The following is a 20,696-nucleotide window of genomic DNA, read 5'->3' on the forward strand; positions in this document are numbered from 1 at the left end:
CGGCGACCGGGTAAAGAAAACCAACGTCCGCTGGATGGTTGTGGTCATCTTGTTTCTGGTGACCTTAATTAACTACGCTGACCGATCTTCGATTTCACTGGCCGGCCCCAGCATGGCAAAAGAACTGGGGCTCAATGCTGTGGATATGGGGTTTATCTTTTCAGCATTCGGCTGGGCCTACGTGATTTTTCAGCTGCCGGGCGGCTGGTTACTCGACCGCTTTGGCTCAAAAATCATCTACAGCCTCGGCATCTTTTTATGGTCGCTGTTTACCCTGATGACCGGACTGGCTGGTTTTGTAACTGGCGGCACCGCGGTGGCGGTTATTTTTGCCCTGCGCTTTCTGGTGGGTGCCGCTGAAGCACCATCATTTCCCGCTAACAGCCGCCTGGTCGCCGCCTGGTTTCCGGCCGCAGAACGTGGCACCGCCGCGGCCATTTTCAGTTCTGCCCAGTACGGTGCAACGGTATTTTTTGCGCCGCTGATGGGCTGGCTGGCACATAATTATGGCTGGCATTCCGTATTCACCGTATTGGGGCTGATCGGTATCTGTTTTATCCCGGTATTCAGAAAACTGGTCTATGCGCCCAGCCAGCATCCGATGGCCAATGAAGCGGAGCTGAGCTACATAGAACAAGGCGGTGCCCTGGTCAATCTCGACCGCGATAAAACCGCTGACGAGGACGGCAGCGGGAAACCGCGCCTGGGCTATGTTAAGCAGCTGCTGGCCAGCCGCATGATGATGGGAATCTACCTCGCGCAGTATTGCCTGAACGCCATTGGCTTTTTCTTCATCACCTGGTTTCCCATTTATCTGGTGCAGGAAAAACATATGACCATTATGAAAGCCGGATTCGTTGCCGCTATTCCGGCGGTCTGTGGCTTTCTTGGCGGTCTGCTGGGTGGTTTCCTGTCGGATATTCTTATCCGTCGCGGCGTCTCTTTGTCTCTGGCGCGCAAGCTCCCTATCACCGTGGGCATGCTGCTGTGCTGCATCATGGTCGCCTGTAACTATACCGATTCCGAAACCGTGGTCATTGTGATTATGGCATTGTCTTTCCTTGGCAAAGGGATTGGTGGCCTTGGCTGGACAGTGAACGCCGACACCGCCCCGAAACAGATCGCTGGCCTTTCCGGCAGCTTACTTACACCTTCAGTAATGCATCAAGCATCACCACCCCGATTATTATTGGCTACATTCTGCAAAAGACCGGTTCTTTTAACGATGTGCTGGTTTTTGTCATTGCTCATGCGCTGGCGGTGATTGCCCTATATCTGTTAATGGTTGGCCGTATCAAGCGTTTTGAACTCAATGACCAGCAATAAAAAAGGAGAATATTTTTATGCGCAGTGATGCAACCCCGCGCCTCAGACAGTCATTGAGTTTTATCGCCTATGAAAAAATTAAAGCGATGATCCTTAATATGGAACTGGAACCCGGCAGCTCTCTGACAGAAATGTGGCTGATTGAAAAACTGAATATGAGCCGCACCCCTATCCGTGAAGCGCTTTACCGCCTGCAACAGGAAAGCTTTGTCACACTGACGCCCCACAAAGGCTGGTTTGTCAGCGAAATCAGTCTGCGTGATATTCAGGAATTATTTGAGATCCGCGAAGCGCTGGAAGGTATCTCCGCCCGCCATGCCACCCGCCGGTTAAGCGATGAACAGCTGCAGGAGATGGCGCGTTTTCTTGCCTCGCTGGAGCAGGCGCTGCAGGAAGATGAAGCGGCGGTGGTTGATCCGGGAGATTCGCTGCATGACCTTATTTTTTCCGCCGCCGATAACCAGTTTATCAACAACATTATGACAATTTATCTTGACCGGCTGCGGCTGTTTCACGTACTGGCCAGCGGACTGCCAGGCCGCAAACGCCAGTCATGGCGTGAACATCAGGAAATTTTACAAGCGATGATCGCACGTAATGAAGAGGCGGCAGAAAACGCAATGCGTCGTCATATTCGCAGCAGCATGCAAAGCATCCTTGAAAGCATTATGAATAAATCTAATTCTTATCAAAGAGATATAACCCTTTCTCCGCCGGGGAAAGCATAACATCTTTTCCTGCACCCGTATGACACCAGGGAGTTTTTTACATGAGAAAAGTCATTGTTTTTGGCGTCGATGGCCTGTCAATGCCACTGCTGCAACGCTACGTTCAGCAGGGCGCTTTGCCTCATATTAGCCGCATGCTACAGCAAGGTGCAGCCACTGAATTGCTGCCGTTTATTTCGGCCTGGGGTGACGTAAACTTTGTCAGTCTGATGTCGGGGCAAAGTCCCGGTACCGCCTGGATAGGCCAGTGCATGCCAGCCGATAACTATCGCACTGCTAACCTGCTTGCCGCTCTGGAACAGGCCGGGAAAAAAGCGGCGCTGGTGCATTATCCGGAGACCATTTCCGCCGCAGCGCCCCATTTTACCTTTTCCCCCTACTGGGGGCGGGCGGCCCCCTGGCCTGGAGAGCTGTTCAAACCAATGGGCCACACTACCCGGTTTGCAGAACGTAACGGTAATAAGCAGGTTAAACAACAAAAGCTCGGCTGGCCACCAACCGCCACCCTGGCTTATCACGATAAGGGGGCCTGGCAGCCGCTGGAGGAAGAGAACGGCCGTTATAAGCTGAGCATGTGCAATAGTGAGTGCACGCTTACACTTTGGCTTGACAGCCTTAACGGCCAGCCGCAGCTAACGCTGGGGGAAGAAACCTATCTGCTACCGCTTAATGACTGGAGTGAATGGCTACAGCTCGATAGCCAGGGTATAGCGGCCAGCGTGCGTTTCTTCGTCGGTCGTTTTAATCCGCAACATCAGGATATCGAAATTCTGCAAAGCCAGGTCACCCGACGGGAAGGTCTTGCTTCCGACGCCACTCTGGGACAAATACTGCTGGAAAATGGCCCCTGGTACAGCAAATGGGTCGCCAGAGCGGCCCCCGACGAAGCCTACTTTAACGCAACCTGCCAGGAAGGAGGGCAGCAGTCACGCTGGCTGGCTGCCAGCGCCCTGACCCTGACGCAGCAACATGATTTTTCCTTGTGGGCCACCGTGCATCGTCTGGTTGATGAATCGCATCATAATTGTCTTGGCCAGTGCGATCCGCAATCACCGTTCTATGACGCCGCGCGCGCTGAGCAATATGAAGAGGTAATGCGTACTTGCTATCAGATTCTCGACGACACGCTCGGTGAGCTGATGTCATCAATGGATTCAGAAACCACGCTGATGATGATTTCCGATCACGGAGCGGTCCCTAACGCCTACATGTGCGATATTTACCGTTATCTGGAAAAACAGGGATTGTGCAAACTGGATAGCGAAGGCCGGGTTGAGCTCGCGCAAAGCGAGGTTTTCCTGAAAGATGAACGTGGTGGTCTGGAAATTTTTGTCAATCTTGCTGGCCGGGAAAAACAGGGTATTGTCAGCGAAGCTCAGTATGATGCCGTTTGCGCTAAGGTGCTGCACGCCTTAGGGCGCTGGCACGTGATGGAAGGAAACACATTACGTAACGCCGTCAGTATGGCGCTGACCCGGGAAGATGCGGCAGGTATGGGTTACTGGGGACACTGTGCCGGCGATATTGTTTTTGCTTACAACACGGGCTTTGTCTGGGGTGTCAGCCGCTACGGCGAAGATATCTGCCCGGTCGAGGTGCCTGGCGCAAATCATGGTCCACAAAAACCCACGGCACAAACGGCCATGTCCTCCAATTATGGCGCGCTGCTGGCCTTTGGCGCCGGAATTCGTCAGGGATATTACCGCAATCGCCAGCAACTTGGCCCCTATACCATGGTGGACCCTGCCGCCACCATCGCCCATCTGCTAGACATTGATCACAGCCAGCTGGATGGAAGAGTGATGTTCGATCTGCTGGATAATCAACGCTAAACCACCCGGGAAGGAATAACCATGAAAATCATCCAGGTAAACACCCATCTGCTGAGCGCAAAACTTACCACGCCCTTTGCTTATTCACGCGCCTGGTACGACACCCGCACCGCGATGCTGGTAGAAATCGTAACCGATGAAGGGCATACCGGCTGGGGAGAATGTTACGGTCCGGCGAAAATGACCAAAGCGATTGTCGACGAGTTTGCCGCTTTACTGATCGGTCGCGACCCGCTTAATACCGATTATCTCTGGCAGCAGCTCTATGCCCGCTTTCGCGATCACGGACAAAAAGGCTTGCTGATTCAGGCGCTCAGCGGCGTTGATATTGCGCTGTGGGACATTCGTGGTAAACACTTCAATGTCCCGGCATACCAGCTACTGGGCGGGGCACTACGCAGCGAAGTGCAGGCATACGCCACCGGGCTATATCGCCGTGACAGCGGCGATCCACTGTCGTACCTGACCGGGGAAGCAGAGAACTATGTTGCGGAGGGTTTCCGGGCAATCAAGCTGAAGGTGGGTTTTGGCATTGCACAAGATCGTGCGGTTACCCAGGCAATCCGCAACGCCATTGGCGAGGATATTGCACTGATGATTGATGCCAACCATGCCTATGATGCAGTTTCCGCCATCAGATTGGGGCGAGAAGTGGAAGCACTTGATATCAGCTGGTTTGAAGAACCGGTGCCGCCAGAAGATCTTCAGGGTTATCAGGCAGTAAAAGCCGCACTGACCATCCCACTCGCCGGTGGCGAATGCGAATTTACCCGTATGGGATTTCGCGATGTTCTGACACAGCGGGCGATGGATATCATCCAGCCAGATATTTGTTCTGCAGGCGGTCTGTCAGAGTGTAAAAAAATTTCGGATATGGCGCTGGCTTTTGGTATCCGTACCAATCCCCATGTCTGGGGTAGCGGCATTGGCATTGCCGCGTCCCTGCAATGGATAGCCATGGTACCAGACCATACGCCGGTCTCGCTGACGCCCTCTGCGCCGCTGCTGGAATTTGACAGAACTGAACACCCCATCCGTCAGGCGATTTTGCAACAGCCCATCGAACATAAAAACGGTGTTGTCACCATTCCGCAGGGACCAGGATTAGGGATTGACATTAACCGCGATGCGCTGAGTTTCTTTAAAGTCTGAATAACTTCCTGCAGGCGGTTAGCCGTTGCGCCGCCCGCCGACTTTATTATCACCCGCCAATAATGCAATAAATAGCATACTAATATTAATTCTTCTATGAATTACCCCGGATTATCGAAAATAACATAACAGAAACCCGGTGTTATTTTATGAAACAGGAATTGCATTATCCGGTCATTTGTATTTAAATAGTGGCAGAGCATATCGTTCCTGATATTAAATTTTCCCTGGTGTTGGCCAATTTGGCGCCCTGACTTTCATAGTCAGGTTTTTTTTGCACTTTTATTAGGTTAATAATTACCGCGCAAATAATAATTTATTATAACTGGTTATTTGCTATCAAAAAACTGACATTTATATTACAGCAGCCAGTGTAGTCATTTTTTCAATAATCTGTATATTAAGTCATTTTATTCATGCTCCCGCAAAGCAATGTCGTCATGCAGCCACATGATTTCAGCCAATAAAATACCAGCCTGAATCACTCAGCGAAAAACTCCATCTGAAACACATCCAAATAATTCCGGCCAAATGCAGATTATTGCTAATAAATACTTTTATCATAAAACACCATACAATTAGCCTGAGTTTATTAATTAAAATTCAATAAACCCAGGGCGATATGCGAAGTGAAAATTAAAAAAGTCAAACAACACCCGTGAGAAAAAATAAATATCATTGATGACGCGCAATGAAAGCAAAAAAAGTATTATGGCTTCGGTCATTCGTTCAGAATATATCATTTAAAAGTAACGCCATGATCAGGATCAAGAATAATCGCTAATAAGAAAATTAACCGCCAGGCCGTACACAACATGAACCTCACTGAATATAAGCCGATGACCCATTTTACCCCGGCAAAAAAAAGACCGGGTCAGCAGGCCATCGCGCTTTTTACCCCCGTTAACAGCGTCACACAGCGGTAAATAACAGCATCAGCTCCGATCTATCGGAAAAGCCATCACGTCGGCAATTTGTCCAGCTTTAAGTGCCAGCATAACCAGACGATCCACTCCCAGTGCAACACCTGAACACTCCGGCATGCCGGCTTCCAGTGCTGCCAGCAGATTTTCATCGATCGGATGTTGCTTCAATCCACGCGCTCCGCGTTTGCGGTTATCCTGAATAAAACGCTGGCGCTGTTCCCGGGCATCAGTCAGCTCACGAAAACCATTAGCCAGTTCAATGCCTCTGAAATAGACTTCAAAACGCTCTGCGACGCGATGATCTTCTGTGCTGATCTCTGCCAGTGCCGCCTGCGAAGCCGGGAAGTGATAAATCACCACCGGCTTGTCTTTACCGATTTCCGGCTCAATACCCAGCATAAACAATAATTGCAGCAGCGTATCACGGTCTTCTTCCCGGTTCGCCAGCTCGCCGGCCCCCAGCGTGCCGGCGATATGCCGCAATTCCTCTTTTTCAGCCGATAGCGGATCAGTATTCAGGTAGCGGATAAAAGCCTGCTGATAAGAGAGTTTTTCCGCCGGTTCACACTCCAGTATTTGCTGAAGCAGATCATCCACTTCATTAATCAGGCGGAACATATCATAATGTGGCCGGTACCACTCCAGCATGGTAAATTCCGGATTATGATGACGCCCTGCCTCCTCATTACGGAAACTTTTACCTATCTGAAAAATCGGTCCGCTGCCGGCCGCCAGTAAACGCTTCATATGATATTCAGGACTGGTCGTTAGCCAGAGCGTCAAACCGCCGGCCGCGCCCGGGCCGACAAAAAGGGATTCAAACGGAACCAGACTCACTTCGGTTGTCGCCGCCTGGCTCAATGCCGGGGTTTCGACCTCAAGCACGCCGCGATCGGCAAAAAAACGTCTGATATCGGTCAAAATACCGGCGCGTTTCAATAAATTGGCAATAGAAGCGCTCGGTTGCCAGCTTGCCATCTCGGCCATGGTAATTACTCCACTTTTGCAAAGCTATGCAGTCTACCGATACTCCTTCAGGCAGACAAATCCAGCCGCATAAATTACCAGATATGGCAGGTAACAGAAGGGAATCAGCCACGACGGCGAGGAGAAGAGAAATAAACCGGTGTCAGAACAACACCGGTCATCATCATTACTGAGCGCTTCTTTGAATCGCTTTTCCGCCGGCTTCAACATCTTCCCCGACGCCGCGGGTAGTGTTACAGGCCGAAAGAACGGAAGAAAGCACCAGCGCCGATAAGAGTGTAATAACGGTTTTCTTTAGCATGATAATGTCCTTTTTTATGAACGGCAGAAAATGCTTTTTAAGCATAGTCAGCTTCACGCCATACGCCTTAAGAATAGCGACGAAAAGAACACTCAGTGCGACGGCGATCACTTCGCCGCATGAGAAATAGCGCCACCCAGATGCTGAACATCTTCACCAAACCCGTGAAAAGTATTACAGCCACTGAGCACACCGCTCATCAGCAAAGTCAGGGCCAGATATCTCACCCGTCTGATCATTCAAGTAAACTCACAACGTTAAAAAACAGGGCCTGATAGAGCAGGCCCGTCTGCATGATTATTTCACGCGCGATACATATTCGCCGGAGCGTGTGTCGACGCGGATAACTTCACCAATCTGAATAAACAGGGGCACTTTAACCACGGCCCCAGTACTCAGGGTCGCGGGTTTGCCACCGGTGCCGGCGGTATCGCCTTTCAGGCCCGGATCGGTTTCGGTGATTTCAGCTTCAATAAAATTCGGTGGCTGCACGGCGATAGCACGGCCGTTCCACAACGTGACAATACATTCGGCATTGTCCTGCAGCCATTTAGTAATATCTTCCAGCGCTTTGGCTTCAACCTGATACTGTTCAAAGGATTCCGGGTGCATAAAATAGTAAAAATCACCGTCGGTATAAGAATAGTTCAGGGTCAGATCCATCACGTCCGCCCCTTCAGCGGAGTCGGTGGATTTAAAGGTTTTTTCCACGCGGGAGCCAGTCAGCAGGCGACGCATTTTCACGCGTGCAAACGCCTGACCTTTACCAGGTTTAACGAATTCACTGGATTCGATGGAGTAAGGCTCTCCTTCGAACATGATTTTGAGACCGTTACGAAAATCGTTGCTAGAATAAGTTGCCATAAAGGCCCTCTATAATTTATTACTGGTATTCAGCCAAAAATGGCACACATTGTAACCTTAAATACCCCACCGCGAGAAGAATGGCTTGCTCAACTTGCCGATGTCATCACCGACCCTGATGAGCTGCTTCAGCTTCTGTCGCTGGAAAACCATCCGCTACTGGCCGCCGGCCGGGATGCGCGCCGGCTGTTTGCCTTACGCGTGCCCCGTGCCTTTGCCGCCAGAATGCGGCCTGGTGACGCACAGGACCCCTTACTTTTACAGGTCCTGACATCCCAGCAGGAGTTTATCCTGGCGCCGGGTTACAGCACCGATCCGCTCAGTGAACAAAACAGCGTGGTGCCAGGATTACTGCATAAATATCGTAACCGCGCCCTGCTGCTGGTAAAAGGCGGCTGCGCGGTGAACTGCCGTTACTGTTTTCGCCGGCATTTTCCCTATCAGGACAACCCTGGCAATAAACGAAACTGGCAGACTGCGCTGGATTATATCCGTTCACAGCCAAATCTGAATGAGATTATTTTTTCCGGTGGCGATCCGTTGATGGCAAAAGATGGCGAACTTGACTGGCTGATTAGCCAGCTGGAAGCGATTCCGCATATTACACGCCTGCGCATCCATAGCCGCCTGCCGGTAGTTATCCCCGCACGTATCACCTCAGAATTGTGCCAGCGTTTTGAGCAATCTTCCCTGCAAGTGATTATGGTTACCCATATCAATCATGCCAGGGAAATCGACCACGCGCTGCAGGCGGGAATGAACAAACTGCGCCAGGCTGGCGTGACCTTGTTAAACCAGAGCGTACTGCTGAAAAACGTCAACGACAATGCACAGACCCTCGCTGAGCTGAGCAATGCGCTTTTTAGCGCCGGTATATTGCCCTATTATCTGCACGTACTGGATAAGGTACAGGGTGCCGCCCATTTTTACGTTGATGATCAACGCGCGCGCGCGCTGGTACGCGAATTGCTGACGCTGGTTTCCGGCTATCTGGTGCCACGGCTAGCCAGAGAGATCGGCGGTGAACCGAGTAAAACGCCGCTTGATTTACAGCTACCTCAGCAGTAATACACTACGGCAGCCCCTCAGCATTAAGCGAGGGGCACAATGCTCAGGGACATTTATACACCTGACCATTCATTTTGCTGTCGAGTGGAGCAAAGCCGGTCCAGATGTTCTGTGTCGGGCTGGTGGCACCATAAATGACATTTCCGCCCATTTCCGCCGCCCGGTTACGTAAATCATTGGCCGCACCACGCAGGCCGCTGGTTTCATTACCGCCAGCACCACTGAACAAATTACTCTGAGTACCGGTTACCGTTCCCAGCAGCTGACATTTAGCGTCAGGTTGCTGATCAACGAAAGTGACACGCTGTCCTGCGGCCGTCAGATCGTTTTTGCTGCTACAACCTGCCAATATCAGCGTTGCAAAAGAGAGTCCCAGTAAAGCCTTAATGCGCATGTTATTCCCCATGTTGTTATCATCAGAACCAGCTGGCAGCTTAGCAGAAACTTCCGGCATTTCTTATACGCTCAGCGCGTTATGTCACACATCTCTGCGTTTTCACAAAGCGCCATTACTTATACTATTTTCCCTGACAAAAGAAAAACCCCCTGTCCGGAGGACAGGGGGTTTCGGCTGACGGATGGTGCGGGATGATTACATCATGCCGCCCATTCCACCCATGCCGCCCATACCGCCTGCAGCACCTAAGTCCGCTTTTTCATCTTTCGGCAGATCGGTCACCATACATTCAGTGGTCACCATTAGCCCAGCAACAGAGGCAGCGAACTGCAACGCTGAACGGGTCACTTTGGTCGGGTCCAGAATACCGAAGTCGATCATGTTGCCATACTCTTCGGTTGCTGCGTTGTAACCGTAGTTACCGTCACCTGCCTGCACTTTGTTAGCCACAACGGACGGTTCTTCACCGGCGTTAGCCACAATCTGACGCAGCGGAGCTTCCATTGCGCGCAGCGCAACTTTAATCCCCACATTCTGGTCTTCGTTCTGACCGGTCAGTCCGGCGATTTTCGCCGCTACGCGCACCAGCGCAACGCCACCACCGGCAACCACACCCTCTTCAACCGCGGCGCGGGTCGCATGCAGGGCATCTTCCACGCGGGCTTTTTTCTCTTTCATTTCAACTTCAGTTGCGGCGCCAACTTTCAGTACCGCCACACCGCCGGCCAGTTTGGCAACGCGCTCCTGCAGTTTTTCTTTATCGTAGTCAGAAGTTGCTTTTTCAATATCCTGACGAATCTGCGTCACCCGCTCGGAGATAGCAGTTTCTTTACCAGTACCGTCGATAATAGTAGTGGTATCTTTGTTAATGAGCACGCGTTTTGCGTGGCCGAGGTCTTCCAGCACGGCTTTTTCCAGCTCCTTACCAATCTCTTCAGAGATGACGGTACCGTTAGTTAGCACCGCAATATCCTGCAGCATTGATTTACGACGATCGCCAAAGCCCGGCGCCTTCACCGCAGCAACTTTAACAATGCCACGCATGGTGTTAACTACCAGCGTTGCCAGCGCTTCACCTTCAACATCTTCCGCTACAATCAGCAACGGCCTGCTGGATTTAGCAACGGCTTCCAGCAACGGCAGCAGCTCACGGATATTAGAAATTTTCTTGTCGACCAGCAGAATGAACGGGTTTTCGAGTTCGACCACACCGGTTTCCTGCTTGTTGATGAAATAGGGGGACAGATATCCGCGATCGAACTGCATACCTTCCACTACGTCCAGTTCATCCTGCAGACCGGTACCTTCTTCAACGGTGATCACACCTTCTTTGCCGACTTTTTCCATTGCCTGGGCAATCAGCTTGCCCACCGTTTCATCAGAGTTAGCAGAGATTGTGCCGACCTGGGCGATAGCTTTCGAGTCTGAGCAAGGCACGGAAAGGGCTTTCAGTTCTTCAACCGCCGCGGCCACCGCTTTATCGATACCGCGTTTCAGATCCATTGGGTTCATGCCGGCTGCAACCGCTTTCAGGCCTTCATTAACAATGGATTGCGCCAGTACGGTTGCGGTAGTGGTACCGTCGCCCGCCGCATCGTTAGCTTTAGAGGCAACTTCTTTTACCATCTGCGCACCCATGTTTTCGAACTTGTCTTCAAGTTCAATCTCACGCGCCACAGAAACACCATCTTTGGTGATGGCCGGTGCACCAAAAGATTTATCCAGCACCACATTACGGCCTTTCGGACCGAGGGTAACTTTTACTGCATCTGCCAGTACGTTAACGCCACGCAGCATTTTTACACGGGCGTCGTTACCGAATTTTACGTCTTTAGCTGCCATTTTATATATCCCTTGAATTCGATTGTTCAGTTAGTTACGTGAAATTACGCTTCAACGATCGCCAGGATGTCGCTTTCCGACATAATCAGCACTTCTTCGTTGTCGATTTTCTCAACTTTGACGCCGTAGCCGTCGTTGAAAATCACCGTATCGCCCACTTTGACATCCAGTGCTTTCACTTCACCATTTTCCAGAATGCGGCCTTTGCCCACTGCCAGGATTTCACCACGGGTGGACTTACCTGCCGCAGAACCGGTCAGAACGATACCGCCAGCGGATTTAGCTTCAATATCCTGACGCTTGACGATAACGCGATCGTGCAATGGACGAATGTTCATCTGATAACTCTCCTTCTGAGAAGTCCAATCTATAGTTTCGGGGTTGAATGCCGTGCCTGACAGGCATTTGGCTTCGTGCCCTGAGAGATAGGGACAGGTTGTCCGGCTTTCAAGGGGCGCAAACAAATTTTTTTTTAGCGCAAAAACGTATTCGCTGTTTTTTGACTCACTAACCGCGCTGCGGACGGCGAAAAAAAACCATTAAATGACTAAAAACACCGACGGATAACATCTGACACGATGCCGCAGCCGTCAGGGGCAAAATTGCGCGCCACATGGCATCACTCGCGCGATCTTTTTCCTGCACCGCCCCTGCACCGCCGCGCGGGCAGCGGTGAAACAGGCCACAGTCAGCGACGATCCTCGCGATCGTCATGTTCAAGATGCTCCCCTTCTTTACGCTCAAATTCACCCTCAACGGTATAGCCCGAAGCGGAATCAGCACCACGCCAGACGCGAAGATGCGGCATCAGCCTTAGAGTCAGATGCTGCTGAACCGGCGGCAACAGCAGCAATACCCCGAGAAAATCGGTAAAAAAACCGGGCAGCAAAAGCAGAAACCCGGCGATAACCAGCGAAACACTCTTAATCATTTCCGCCGCCGGGCTTTCGCCTGCCGCCAGTTTTTCCTGCATCAGCAGGACGTTTTTCACGCCCTGATTACGCACCAGCGAAATGCCGATGACCGAGGTCGCCAGCACCAGAATCAGAGTAAGAAAAACCCCAAGCACGTGAGCAACCTGAATAAACAGCGTTATCTCAATCCAGGCGAGGATAAACAACACCAAAAACGGTAACCAGCGCACCGTATACTCCTTCTGTCAGGGCCGGGATCTTTGTATCTGCCGGCCGGAATGATATTTTTTCGGATAATGATGACAGAGATGGTCATAATCAGCGCCGATTTCAAGCGTCAGATAAGATTATTTGCCTGTTTGCGCTGGCCTGACCTCAAATAAACATTGTGACGACAATCACGTTGTTACTGGTCTGAAGAGTCAGAAAAAGCTGTTTAGAGTGATCGCCATAGCGGTAATTTTAAAACAAAACAATATGATTACCGCACGTGCCGATAAAGGAATAATATCCTGGTACTCAGGTTGTACGACAAGACAATCACCGATTGAGTGGTTGAAATCATCGCAATAAATAACAAGAAGGTTTCCATGGCTAACAACATTCGTATCGAAGAAGACCTGCTGGGCATGCGTGAAGTTCCGTCGGATGCTTATTATGGTGTTCATACTCTGCGTGCGATTGAAAACTTCCATATCAGCAATTCCAGAATCAGCGACATACCCGAATTTGTACGCGGCATGGTAATGGTCAAAAAGGCAGCGGCGCTGGCAAACAAAGAGCTGAAGACGATTCCGCGTCATATCGCGGATACTATTATCCAGGCCTGTGATGAAGTCCTCAACAATGGCAAATGCATGGACCAGTTCCCGGTGGATGTCTATCAGGGCGGTGCAGGGACTTCAGTGAATATGAATACGAACGAAGTACTGGCGAATATTGGCCTTGAACTGATGGGCCATCAGAAAGGCGAGTACCAGTATCTCAATCCCAACGATCACGTTAACAAGTGCCAGTCCACCAACGATGCCTACCCTACCGGTTTTCGTATCGCGGTTTACGCCTCGATTCTGAAACTGCTGGATGCAATTGGCCAGCTGGGTGAAGGCTTTGAGCGCAAAGCGCTGGCATTCGATTCCATCCTGAAAATGGGCCGGACCCAGTTGCAGGATGCCGTGCCAATGACCCTGGGCCAGGAGTTTCATGCCTTCTATGTGCTGCTCAACGAAGAGATTAAAAACATTTTACGCACGGCAGAGCTGCTGCTTGAGGTTAACCTTGGTGCCACCGCTATCGGTACCCGTCTGAATACCCCCGACGGCTACCAGCAGCTGGCAGTGCAGAAACTGGCCGAAGTCAGTAATCTGCCTTGTGTCGCGGCAGAAGATCTGATTGAAGCCACTTCTGACTGCGGAGCCTACGTGATGGTACATAGCGCCCTGAAGCGCCTGGCAGTCAAATTGTCAAAAATCTGTAATGACCTGCGCCTGCTTTCGTCCGGTCCACGGGCAGGGCTTAACGAAATCAACTTACCGCAGCTTCAGGCCGGCTCTTCTATCATGCCGGCAAAAGTGAACCCGGTGGTGCCGGAAGTCGTCAACCAGGTCTGCTTCAAGGTGATTGGCAACGATACCACGGTGACCATGGCTTCTGAAGCCGGTCAGCTGCAGCTCAACGTAATGGAACCGGTCATCGGTCAGGCATTATTTGAATCCATCCAGATTCTGACCAACAGCTGCTACAATCTGCTGGAAAAATGCGTTGAGGGCATCACGGCTAATAAAGCGGTATGTGAATCCTACGTCTTTAACTCAATCGGGATTGTGACCTATCTTAACCCCTATATCGGCCACCATAATGGCGATATTGTTGGTAAGATCTGTGCAGAAACCGGTAAAAGTGTGCGCGAAGTGGTGCTGGAGCGTGGTCTGCTGACGGAAGCAGAACTGGATGATATTTTTTCGGTGCAGAATCTGATGCATCCGGCTTATAAAGCCAGACGCTACACCGACGAAGAAAACGAACAGTAAGCCACGATTGCGCTGAAGATAAAGGGCACCTTACAGCGTGCCCTTTTTTATTTCATAACGTTTTGATATTAAATTTATTTTTTAATTTTATTATTTTCCAGGGGAACAATATGGCAGGCATTGAGCTGCTGGTAGTATTACTGGCCATTTATCTGGGTGCCCGACTGGGCGGCATTGGCATTGGTTTTGCTGGCGGCGCCGGGGTACTGATTCTCGCGCTGGTGTTTCACGTAAAACCGGGAGCCATTCCGTTCGACGTGATTGAAATTATTATGGCAGTGATTGCCGCTATCGCCGCAATGCAGGTCGCCGGGGGTATGGATTATCTGGTCAGCCTCGCTGAACGTCTGCTCCGCCGCCAGCCGCGCTATATCACTTTTCTTGCACCGCTGGTCACCTATATGATGACGCTGCTGGCCGGTACCGGACACACGGCGTTTTCGACCCTGCCAGTGATTGCAGAAGTAGCGAAAGAACAGGGTATCCGCCCTTCGCGCCCGCTTTCCATTGCGGTAGTCGCCTCACAAATAGCCATTACCGCTTCCCCCATTTCGGCGGCAGTGGTGTTTGCCGCAACCCTACTGGAACCGTACGGTATCAGCTATGTCAGCTTGCTGGCCGTGAATATTGCCGCCTCCATGTGCGGTATACTTATCACCGCGTTTATCACTAATTATCTGGGTAAAGAACTGAAGGACGATCCGCACTATCAGGCAAAAGTCAGTAAAGGTGAAATCAAACTGCGCGGCGCCCAGGCGTTTCAACCCAAACCCGGCGCGCGACGGGCCGTGCTCCTGTTCCTGCTGGGGATCATCGCCGTGGTATTTTATGCCACCGCAATCAGCGATAGCGTAGCGCTGATCCCGCACCCGGTATTGTCACGTAACGACGCCATCGTCGTGTTTATGCTAACGGTTGCCACGCTGATTGCGCTGGTGTGTAAAACCGATACCAGCGCTATTCTCTCTGCCAGCACCTTTAAATCCGGGATGAGCGCCTGCATCTGCGTGATGGGGGTCGCCTGGCTGGGCGACACCTTCGTGAAAGCCCATATTGGCGACATTCAGCACAGTGCCGGCCAGCTGTTACAAAGTTACCCCTGGATGCTGGCGCTGGTTTTATTCTTCGCCTCAACCCTGCTCTATTCGCAGGCGGCCACCGCCAAAGCCCTGATGCCGGCGGCATTACTGCTTGGCGTTTCGCCACTGACCGCCGTGGCCTCTTTCGCCGCGGTCTCGGCGCTGTTCGTGTTACCAACCTATCCTACTCTGTTGGCTGCGGTTGAGATGGACGAGACCGGATCAACCCGAATCGGACGCTATGTGTTTAATCACTCTTTCCTGATTCCCGGCGTTATCGCGGTGTTACTCTGCGTCACCTTTGGCTTTCTGTTTGGTTCACTGATGCTCTAGGCTGCAGTTTTCATCCTGGGCCATGTTATAGTCTGCGGGTTTCCAATCAGGAGAAAAGCGATGAATAGCTCACAGGCGGTGGTGGTGCTCTGTACCGCACCGGATGAAGCCAGCGCCCGTTCGCTGGCCCATAGCGCGCTGTCAGCCCGGCTGGCCGCCTGTGTCACGCTGTTACCTGGCGCAACCTCACTCTATGTCTGGGAAGGAAAACTGCAAGAAACGCCCGAAGTGCAGCTGGTGCTGAAAAGCGATAATCATCACCAGCAGGCGCTGCTGGCGTTACTTAAAGCGCAACACCCCTATGACACACCCGAGCTGTTGGTGCTACCCGTTACACATGGAGAAAGCGATTATCTGTCATGGCTTACCGTATCCTTACGCTAATTCTGGCGCTGCTGGCTGGCATCACGGCCAGTCACGCTTCGCTGTTCGACAACACGCCCCGGTCGCAGTTTGTTACCGTCAACCAGGCGTTTGCCTTTGATTTCCGACAGCAGCAGCACCAGCTGACTGTAAGCTGGCAGGTTAAACCCGGCTATTACCTCTATCGTCAGCAAATCCACATTACGCCCCACAACGCCCGGCTGGCAGACTGGTCATTGCCAAAGGGCCAGCCGCATGAAGACGAGTTCTACGGCAAAACAGAGATCTTTCCTCAGGACCTGACGTTACCACTGACAGTACAGCAGGCGCAGCAGGGGGCAACGCTGGAGATCACCTATCAGGGATGCGCCGCAGCCGGATTCTGCTATCCGCCGGAAACCCGCAGCATACCACTGGAAGCCATCCGTTCCGCAGGCGCGACATCCATTGCCAGCCAACCGATGCCCGAAGCATCCGCTCCGGCGACAAAAAACGCGCCGGCCGATGCCCTGCCCTTTTCTGCCCTGTGGGCATTACTGATTGGTATTGGCGTGGCCTTTACCCCTTGTGTTCTGCCAATGTACCCACTGATTTCCGGTATTATTCTCGGCGCTAACCGCCAGTACACCCTGTCGCGCCTGTTTGCGCTGGCCTTTGCCTATGTGCAGGGCATGGCCATCACCTATACCCTGTTCGGTCTGGTGGTAGCCGCTGCCGGACTGCGCTTTCAGGCCGCTTTACAACAGCCGTGGCTGTTAATCAGCCTGTCGGTTATCTTTATGCTGCTGGCGCTGTCAATGTTTGGCCTGTTCACGCTCCAGCTGCCTGCCTCGATACAAACCCGTCTCGCGCTGTGGAGCAACCGCCAGCGCGGCGGTTCGCTGCCGGGCGTATTTATCATGGGCGCGCTGGCCGGGCTGATTTGCTCCCCCTGTACCACCGCGCCATTAAGCGCCATCCTGCTTTATATTGCTCAAAGCGGCAATCTGCTGGCCGGCGCGGGAACCCTGTACCTGTATGCACTCGGCATGGGCTTACCCCTGATCGTGGTCACCTTATCCGGCAACCGACTGTTACCGAAAAGTGGCCCCTGGATGCAGACAGTTAAAGAAGGCTTCGGTTTTGTTATCCTAGCACTGCCAGTTTTTCTGCTGGAGCGGGTTATTGGCGAGAGCTGGGGGCTGCGGCTATGGAGCGCCCTCGCTATTACCGTTTGCATCTGGGCCTTTAGCCTGGCACTGAAATCAACACGCGGCTGGGCCAGGGTGATGCAGGTACTGCTGCTGGCTGTCGCGCTGGTGGCAGCACGCCCGCTACAGGACTGGGCCTTCTCCGCCCCGGCGGTCAGTGAACATAACAGCGCGGTACCATTCACCCCCATCAGCGACACAACGGCACTGACCACAGCGCTGACAAACAGCAGCGGCAAAATAACCATGCTGGATCTGTATGCAGACTGGTGCGTTGCCTGTAAAGAGTTCGCCAGATACACCTTTTCTGACCCTGAGGTGGCAAAACAGCTAAACCAGTTACAGTTACTGCAGGCTGACGTTACCCGGAATACGCCACAGGATACGCAGCTGCTAAAACAGTTGCAGGTTCTTGGCTTGCCGACGGTTTTATTTTTTGATAAAGCAGGCCATGAAATTCCCGACTCGCGCATTACCGGCTATCTGGATGCTGCTGCCTTTAACGCACATTTGCAGAAACTAACCCGGTAAACGACACTTTTCAGGTCATTGATAAAAGAGGAGCGCCCCTTGCAGCGTGAACAGGTTCTTGACCATGCCCTGAATATGCTTGAACAACACGGTCTGGCAGCCACCCGCTCTTTGCGCCAGCTGGCGGGTGATGTTGACGTTGACGATCGCACGTTGTCCAGCTTCTGGCCCGACCGCGAAGCGTTGCTGTACGACGCACTGCGCTATCACAGCGAACAAATCAACAACTGGCGCCGTCAGCTGTTATTTGATAACAGCCTCAGCATCCAGCAAAAGCTGCTGGCACGCTATGACAAGCTGGCAGAAGCGGTCAGGAAACAACGCTATCCGGGCTGTCTGTTTATTGCCGCATGCAGCTTTTATCCTCATCCGGAACACCGTATTCATCAGCTGGCAGAGCGGCAGAAGCAGGCATCCTGGCAGTATACTCATCAGCTGCTGACCGAGCTGAATACGGAAAATCCGGCGCTGGTAGCCAGACAAATGGAGCTGATTCTTGAAGGCTGCCTCAGCCGGCTGCTGATCAAACGCCAGCTGGATGATGTTGAAACAGCAAAGCTACTGGCAGAGGACCTGCTGCGGCTGGCGTTATGCCGCAAAAACGGTGCCCTGACCTGACCCAGAGGCACATTTTGCCTGAAAAGCAGACAGTCAGACGCGCTGAGCGCGTTTTTTGAAAAAAACGCGTTGACGCCCTGCTGGCTTTAAGGTTTAATGCGCCCCGTTGCCCGGATAGCTCAGTCGGTAGAGCAGGGGATTGAAAATCCCCGTGTCCGTGGTTCGATTCCGCGTCCGGGCACCACTATTCCTATTAACGGACCTCCACAGAGGTCCGTTTTTGCATTCTAAGCCCGCCCAAATCAGCACATCCACAATACCTTAATTCCACCCAACTTAATCAACTTCAACCCGCATCACGTCTCTTGCGAGGGTATAGTCTGATTCGATAAAATTTATCCCCTCTCTACTATCAGGAGACCCCACCTATGGCGCTCACTGATGCTAAAATCCGTGCAGCTAAACCGGATTAAAAACATTATAAACTTGCCAACAGCGGTAACATGTTTTTGCTTGTTCACCCTAACAGCTCAAAGTACTGGCGGCTGCGCTATCGTCATCTCGGTAAAGAGAAAACGCTGGCGCTTGGTCAGTATCCCGAAGTCTCACTGTCTGAAGCACGTGAAAAACGCGATGAAGCCAGAAAGCTCATTTCTGAAGGCATTGACCCCTGCGAGCAACGGAGAGCGAAGAAAGCAGCACCGGATGCCGTAAATACTTTTGAACTCATTGCCCGTCAATGGCTTAAGAGCAATAAAAAATGATCCGAAGCTCACAGCGAGAAAATTCTCAAAAGCCTTGAAGGACACGTATTTCCCTATATCGACTCACGTGACATTGCCTCCCTCACAACTCCCGATTTACTTGTTCCAGTAAAGGCTGCCGAAACCAAAGAGATCTATGAGATTGCAGCGCGCCTTCAGCAGCGTATCACTGCAATCATGCGCTACGCAGCTCAGTCCGGCATTATCAGCTATAACCCTGCCGTGGATATGGCTGGCGCGTTAACCACAGTGAAACGCCAGCATCGCCCTGCCCTCGCCTTAAATCGCATTTCAGAGCTTCTTGAACGACTGGATGCATACAGAGGGCAACCGCTCACCCGGCTGACAACTAAACTTACCCTGCTTATTTTCATCCGTTCCAGTGAACTACGCTTTGCCAGGTGGTCTGAAATCGACTTCAGGAAAGCTATGTGGACCATTCCTCCTGAGCGGAAACCTATTGAAGGGGTGAAGTATTCCCATCGTGGCTCAAAAATGCGGACAGAGCATCTGGTGCCACTCTCAACTCAGGCGCTTGATATCCTGCAGCAGATCCACACCATCAGCGGAGACCATGAACTCATTTTCACCGGCGATCACAACCCATGGAAACCCATGAGTGAAAATACGGTAAATAACGCATTACACCTGATGGGCTACGATACGAAGAATGATGTCTGTGGTCACAGCTTCAGGGCAATGGCCTGCAGCTCGCTAATTGAGTCAGGGTTATGGTCCAGGGGTGCAGTGGAGCACCAGATGAGCCATCAGGAGCGTAATGGTGTGCGCGCAGCTTACATCCACAAAGCGGAATTTCTGGATGAACGTAGACTGATGCTGCAATGGTGAGCTGATTTTCTTGATGCCAATGAGAAGACGTCAGTTAGCCCCTTTGACTTTGCCAAACAGCACTCTAGATAGTTACCCAACCAATATTCAACTGGAAGATGCGGGGCTTAAACAACCAGAGGTTAGATGCAGTTGGCTCACGTGGATAAAAACAACATTCGCAGCACCCCAGTATCGCCCGTGAAAATAAAATACCACCATTATCACAGTAAGCTACGTTTTTACTTAAAACCAAAACGTGCTACATTGTATTTCACTAAAAGGTTATAGATATGTCGACAAAACCCACTACGACAATACGCATCGACCTAGATGTCAAAAAACGCGCCAGTGAAGTATTCGACGAAATTGGCATCGGCATGTCCGCCGCAATTAATACATTTCTCAAAGCGGTGGTTCGCGAGGGCACTATGCCATTTGATATTACGTTAGAACGTCCAAAACTACACCCGAAATCCGGAAATGCGACACTCAATCATGCCTTGGTGATGCCTCCAATTAGTAGAACATGTGTTTCTCGATAAACGCTCCAATGACTTTTTCGTGGATCTCAACTGAGCGCGAAAAGCAGATTGTTTTACGAGCCAACCGTTTAATGCGGGTGCGGAGCGTCAGGTTATTACGTTCAATGCGTTGGGTGAAAATTTTGCCCGTCAGATGCT

The 20,696-nt window shown here is 51.7% G+C and carries 19 protein-coding genes, 1 tRNA gene and 2 pseudogenes; 13 read left to right on the plus strand and 9 right to left on the minus strand.

Annotated features, from left to right (window positions below; all coding sequences use genetic code 11):
• Positions 1-34 precede the first annotated feature (34 nt).
• The 4 genes and pseudogenes from BL249_RS12105 (at position 35) to BL249_RS12120 (ending at position 5,038) form a co-directional block, all read left to right on the plus strand.
• Positions 35-1,326, plus strand: a pseudogene (locus BL249_RS12105) (MFS transporter).
• A gap of 17 nt (positions 1,327-1,343) precedes the next feature.
• A complete protein-coding gene (locus tag BL249_RS12110) occupies positions 1,344-2,054 on the plus strand; it encodes a GntR family transcriptional regulator (RefSeq protein ID WP_099704714.1) in 711 nt (236 codons plus the stop codon).
• A gap of 41 nt (positions 2,055-2,095) precedes the next feature.
• Positions 2,096-3,886: an alkaline phosphatase family protein gene (locus BL249_RS12115; protein ID WP_099704715.1), complete on the plus strand. Its 1,791-nt coding sequence runs from the start codon at positions 2,096-2,098 to the stop codon at positions 3,884-3,886.
• A gap of 21 nt (positions 3,887-3,907) precedes the next feature.
• Complete coding sequence (locus BL249_RS12120) at positions 3,908-5,038, plus strand: mandelate racemase/muconate lactonizing enzyme family protein (RefSeq protein WP_099704716.1); 1,131 nt, start codon at positions 3,908-3,910, stop codon at positions 5,036-5,038.
• A 935-nt stretch (positions 5,039-5,973) separates the two neighbouring features.
• On the opposite strand, the gene epmA is transcribed toward BL249_RS12120, so the two are convergent.
• The 4 genes from epmA to efp all read right to left on the minus strand — a co-directional run bounded on the left by epmA (position 5,974) and on the right by efp (position 8,116).
• Positions 5,974-6,951 carry an elongation factor P--(R)-beta-lysine ligase gene (epmA, locus tag BL249_RS12125; RefSeq protein WP_099704717.1) on the minus strand — a complete coding sequence of 326 codons (978 nt, stop codon included), beginning with the start codon at positions 6,949-6,951 and terminating at the stop codon, positions 5,974-5,976.
• Between the two features lie 166 nt (positions 6,952-7,117).
• Positions 7,118-7,252, minus strand: coding sequence for an entericidin A/B family lipoprotein (locus BL249_RS12130; RefSeq protein ID WP_099704733.1), 135 nt, complete (start codon positions 7,250-7,252; stop codon positions 7,118-7,120).
• A gap of 107 nt (positions 7,253-7,359) precedes the next feature.
• Positions 7,360-7,452: an entericidin A/B family lipoprotein gene (locus BL249_RS12135; protein ID WP_446717682.1), complete on the minus strand. Its 93-nt coding sequence runs from the start codon at positions 7,450-7,452 to the stop codon at positions 7,360-7,362.
• Positions 7,453-7,549: 97 nt separating this feature from the next.
• A complete protein-coding gene (gene efp / locus BL249_RS12140; RefSeq protein WP_099704719.1) occupies positions 7,550-8,116 on the minus strand; it encodes an elongation factor P in 567 nt (188 codons plus the stop codon).
• A gap of 39 nt (positions 8,117-8,155) precedes the next feature.
• On the opposite strand from efp, the gene epmB reads away from it, so the two are divergent.
• Positions 8,156-9,184 carry an EF-P beta-lysylation protein EpmB gene (gene epmB, locus BL249_RS12145; protein ID WP_099704720.1) on the plus strand — a complete coding sequence of 343 codons (1,029 nt, stop codon included), beginning with the start codon at positions 8,156-8,158 and terminating at the stop codon, positions 9,182-9,184.
• A gap of 43 nt (positions 9,185-9,227) precedes the next feature.
• On the opposite strand, the gene BL249_RS12150 is transcribed toward epmB, so the two are convergent.
• The 4 genes from BL249_RS12150 to BL249_RS12170 all read right to left on the minus strand — a co-directional run bounded on the left by BL249_RS12150 (position 9,228) and on the right by BL249_RS12170 (position 12,567).
• Positions 9,228-9,578, minus strand: a complete 351-nt coding sequence (locus BL249_RS12150) for a DUF4156 domain-containing protein (protein ID WP_099704734.1) — start codon at positions 9,576-9,578, stop codon at positions 9,228-9,230.
• Positions 9,579-9,776: 198 nt separating this feature from the next.
• Positions 9,777-11,423, minus strand: coding sequence for a chaperonin GroEL (gene groL / locus BL249_RS12155; RefSeq protein ID WP_099704721.1), 1,647 nt, complete (start codon positions 11,421-11,423; stop codon positions 9,777-9,779).
• Between the two features lie 44 nt (positions 11,424-11,467).
• The gene (locus BL249_RS12160) at positions 11,468-11,761 is read right to left on the minus strand and encodes a co-chaperone GroES (RefSeq protein ID WP_099704722.1); all 294 of its coding nucleotides are present in this window, start codon (positions 11,759-11,761) and stop codon (positions 11,468-11,470) included.
• A 350-nt stretch (positions 11,762-12,111) separates the two neighbouring features.
• Entirely contained in the window at positions 12,112-12,567 is a 456-nt protein-coding gene (locus BL249_RS12170) for an FxsA family protein (RefSeq protein WP_099704724.1), read from the minus strand.
• Between the two features lie 360 nt (positions 12,568-12,927).
• Here BL249_RS12170 and aspA point away from each other — a divergent pair, with 360 nt between their 5' ends.
• The 8 genes and pseudogenes from aspA to BL249_RS12210 all read left to right on the plus strand — a co-directional run bounded on the left by aspA (position 12,928) and on the right by BL249_RS12210 (position 20,558).
• Complete coding sequence (aspA, locus tag BL249_RS12175; protein WP_099704725.1) at positions 12,928-14,367, plus strand: aspartate ammonia-lyase; 1,440 nt, start codon at positions 12,928-12,930, stop codon at positions 14,365-14,367.
• A gap of 110 nt (positions 14,368-14,477) precedes the next feature.
• Positions 14,478-15,779: an anaerobic C4-dicarboxylate transporter gene (locus tag BL249_RS12180; protein ID WP_099704726.1), complete on the plus strand. Its 1,302-nt coding sequence runs from the start codon at positions 14,478-14,480 to the stop codon at positions 15,777-15,779.
• Positions 15,780-15,839: 60 nt separating this feature from the next.
• A complete protein-coding gene (cutA, locus tag BL249_RS12185) occupies positions 15,840-16,163 on the plus strand; it encodes a divalent cation tolerance protein CutA (RefSeq protein ID WP_099704727.1) in 324 nt (107 codons plus the stop codon).
• Complete coding sequence (locus tag BL249_RS12190) at positions 16,139-17,863, plus strand: protein-disulfide reductase DsbD (RefSeq protein WP_099704728.1); 1,725 nt, start codon at positions 16,139-16,141, stop codon at positions 17,861-17,863. The genes cutA and BL249_RS12190 overlap by 25 nt, the downstream gene beginning before the upstream one ends.
• A gap of 39 nt (positions 17,864-17,902) precedes the next feature.
• Entirely contained in the window at positions 17,903-18,481 is a 579-nt protein-coding gene (gene dicD, locus BL249_RS12195) for a division control transcriptional repressor DicD (RefSeq protein WP_099704729.1), read from the plus strand.
• 108 nt (positions 18,482-18,589) lie between these two features.
• A tRNA-Phe gene (locus BL249_RS12200) sits at positions 18,590-18,665 on the plus strand.
• A gap of 184 nt (positions 18,666-18,849) precedes the next feature.
• Positions 18,850-20,031, plus strand: a pseudogene (locus tag BL249_RS12205) (tyrosine-type recombinase/integrase); the annotation flags it as partial.
• A 275-nt stretch (positions 20,032-20,306) separates the two neighbouring features.
• The gene (locus BL249_RS12210; protein ID WP_099704730.1) at positions 20,307-20,558 is read left to right on the plus strand and encodes a type II toxin-antitoxin system RelB/DinJ family antitoxin; all 252 of its coding nucleotides are present in this window, start codon (positions 20,307-20,309) and stop codon (positions 20,556-20,558) included.
• On the opposite strand, the gene BL249_RS12215 is transcribed toward BL249_RS12210, so the two are convergent.
• On the minus strand, positions 20,533-20,696 hold a 164-nt coding region (locus BL249_RS12215; RefSeq protein ID WP_241898819.1), incomplete at its 5' end, for an IS1 family transposase. The two genes, BL249_RS12210 and BL249_RS12215, sit on opposite strands and share 26 nt — an antisense overlap.

Source organism: Erwinia sp. OLFS4 (genome assembly GCF_002752165.1).
Classification (GTDB): Bacteria; Pseudomonadota; Gammaproteobacteria; order Enterobacterales; family Enterobacteriaceae; genus Izhakiella.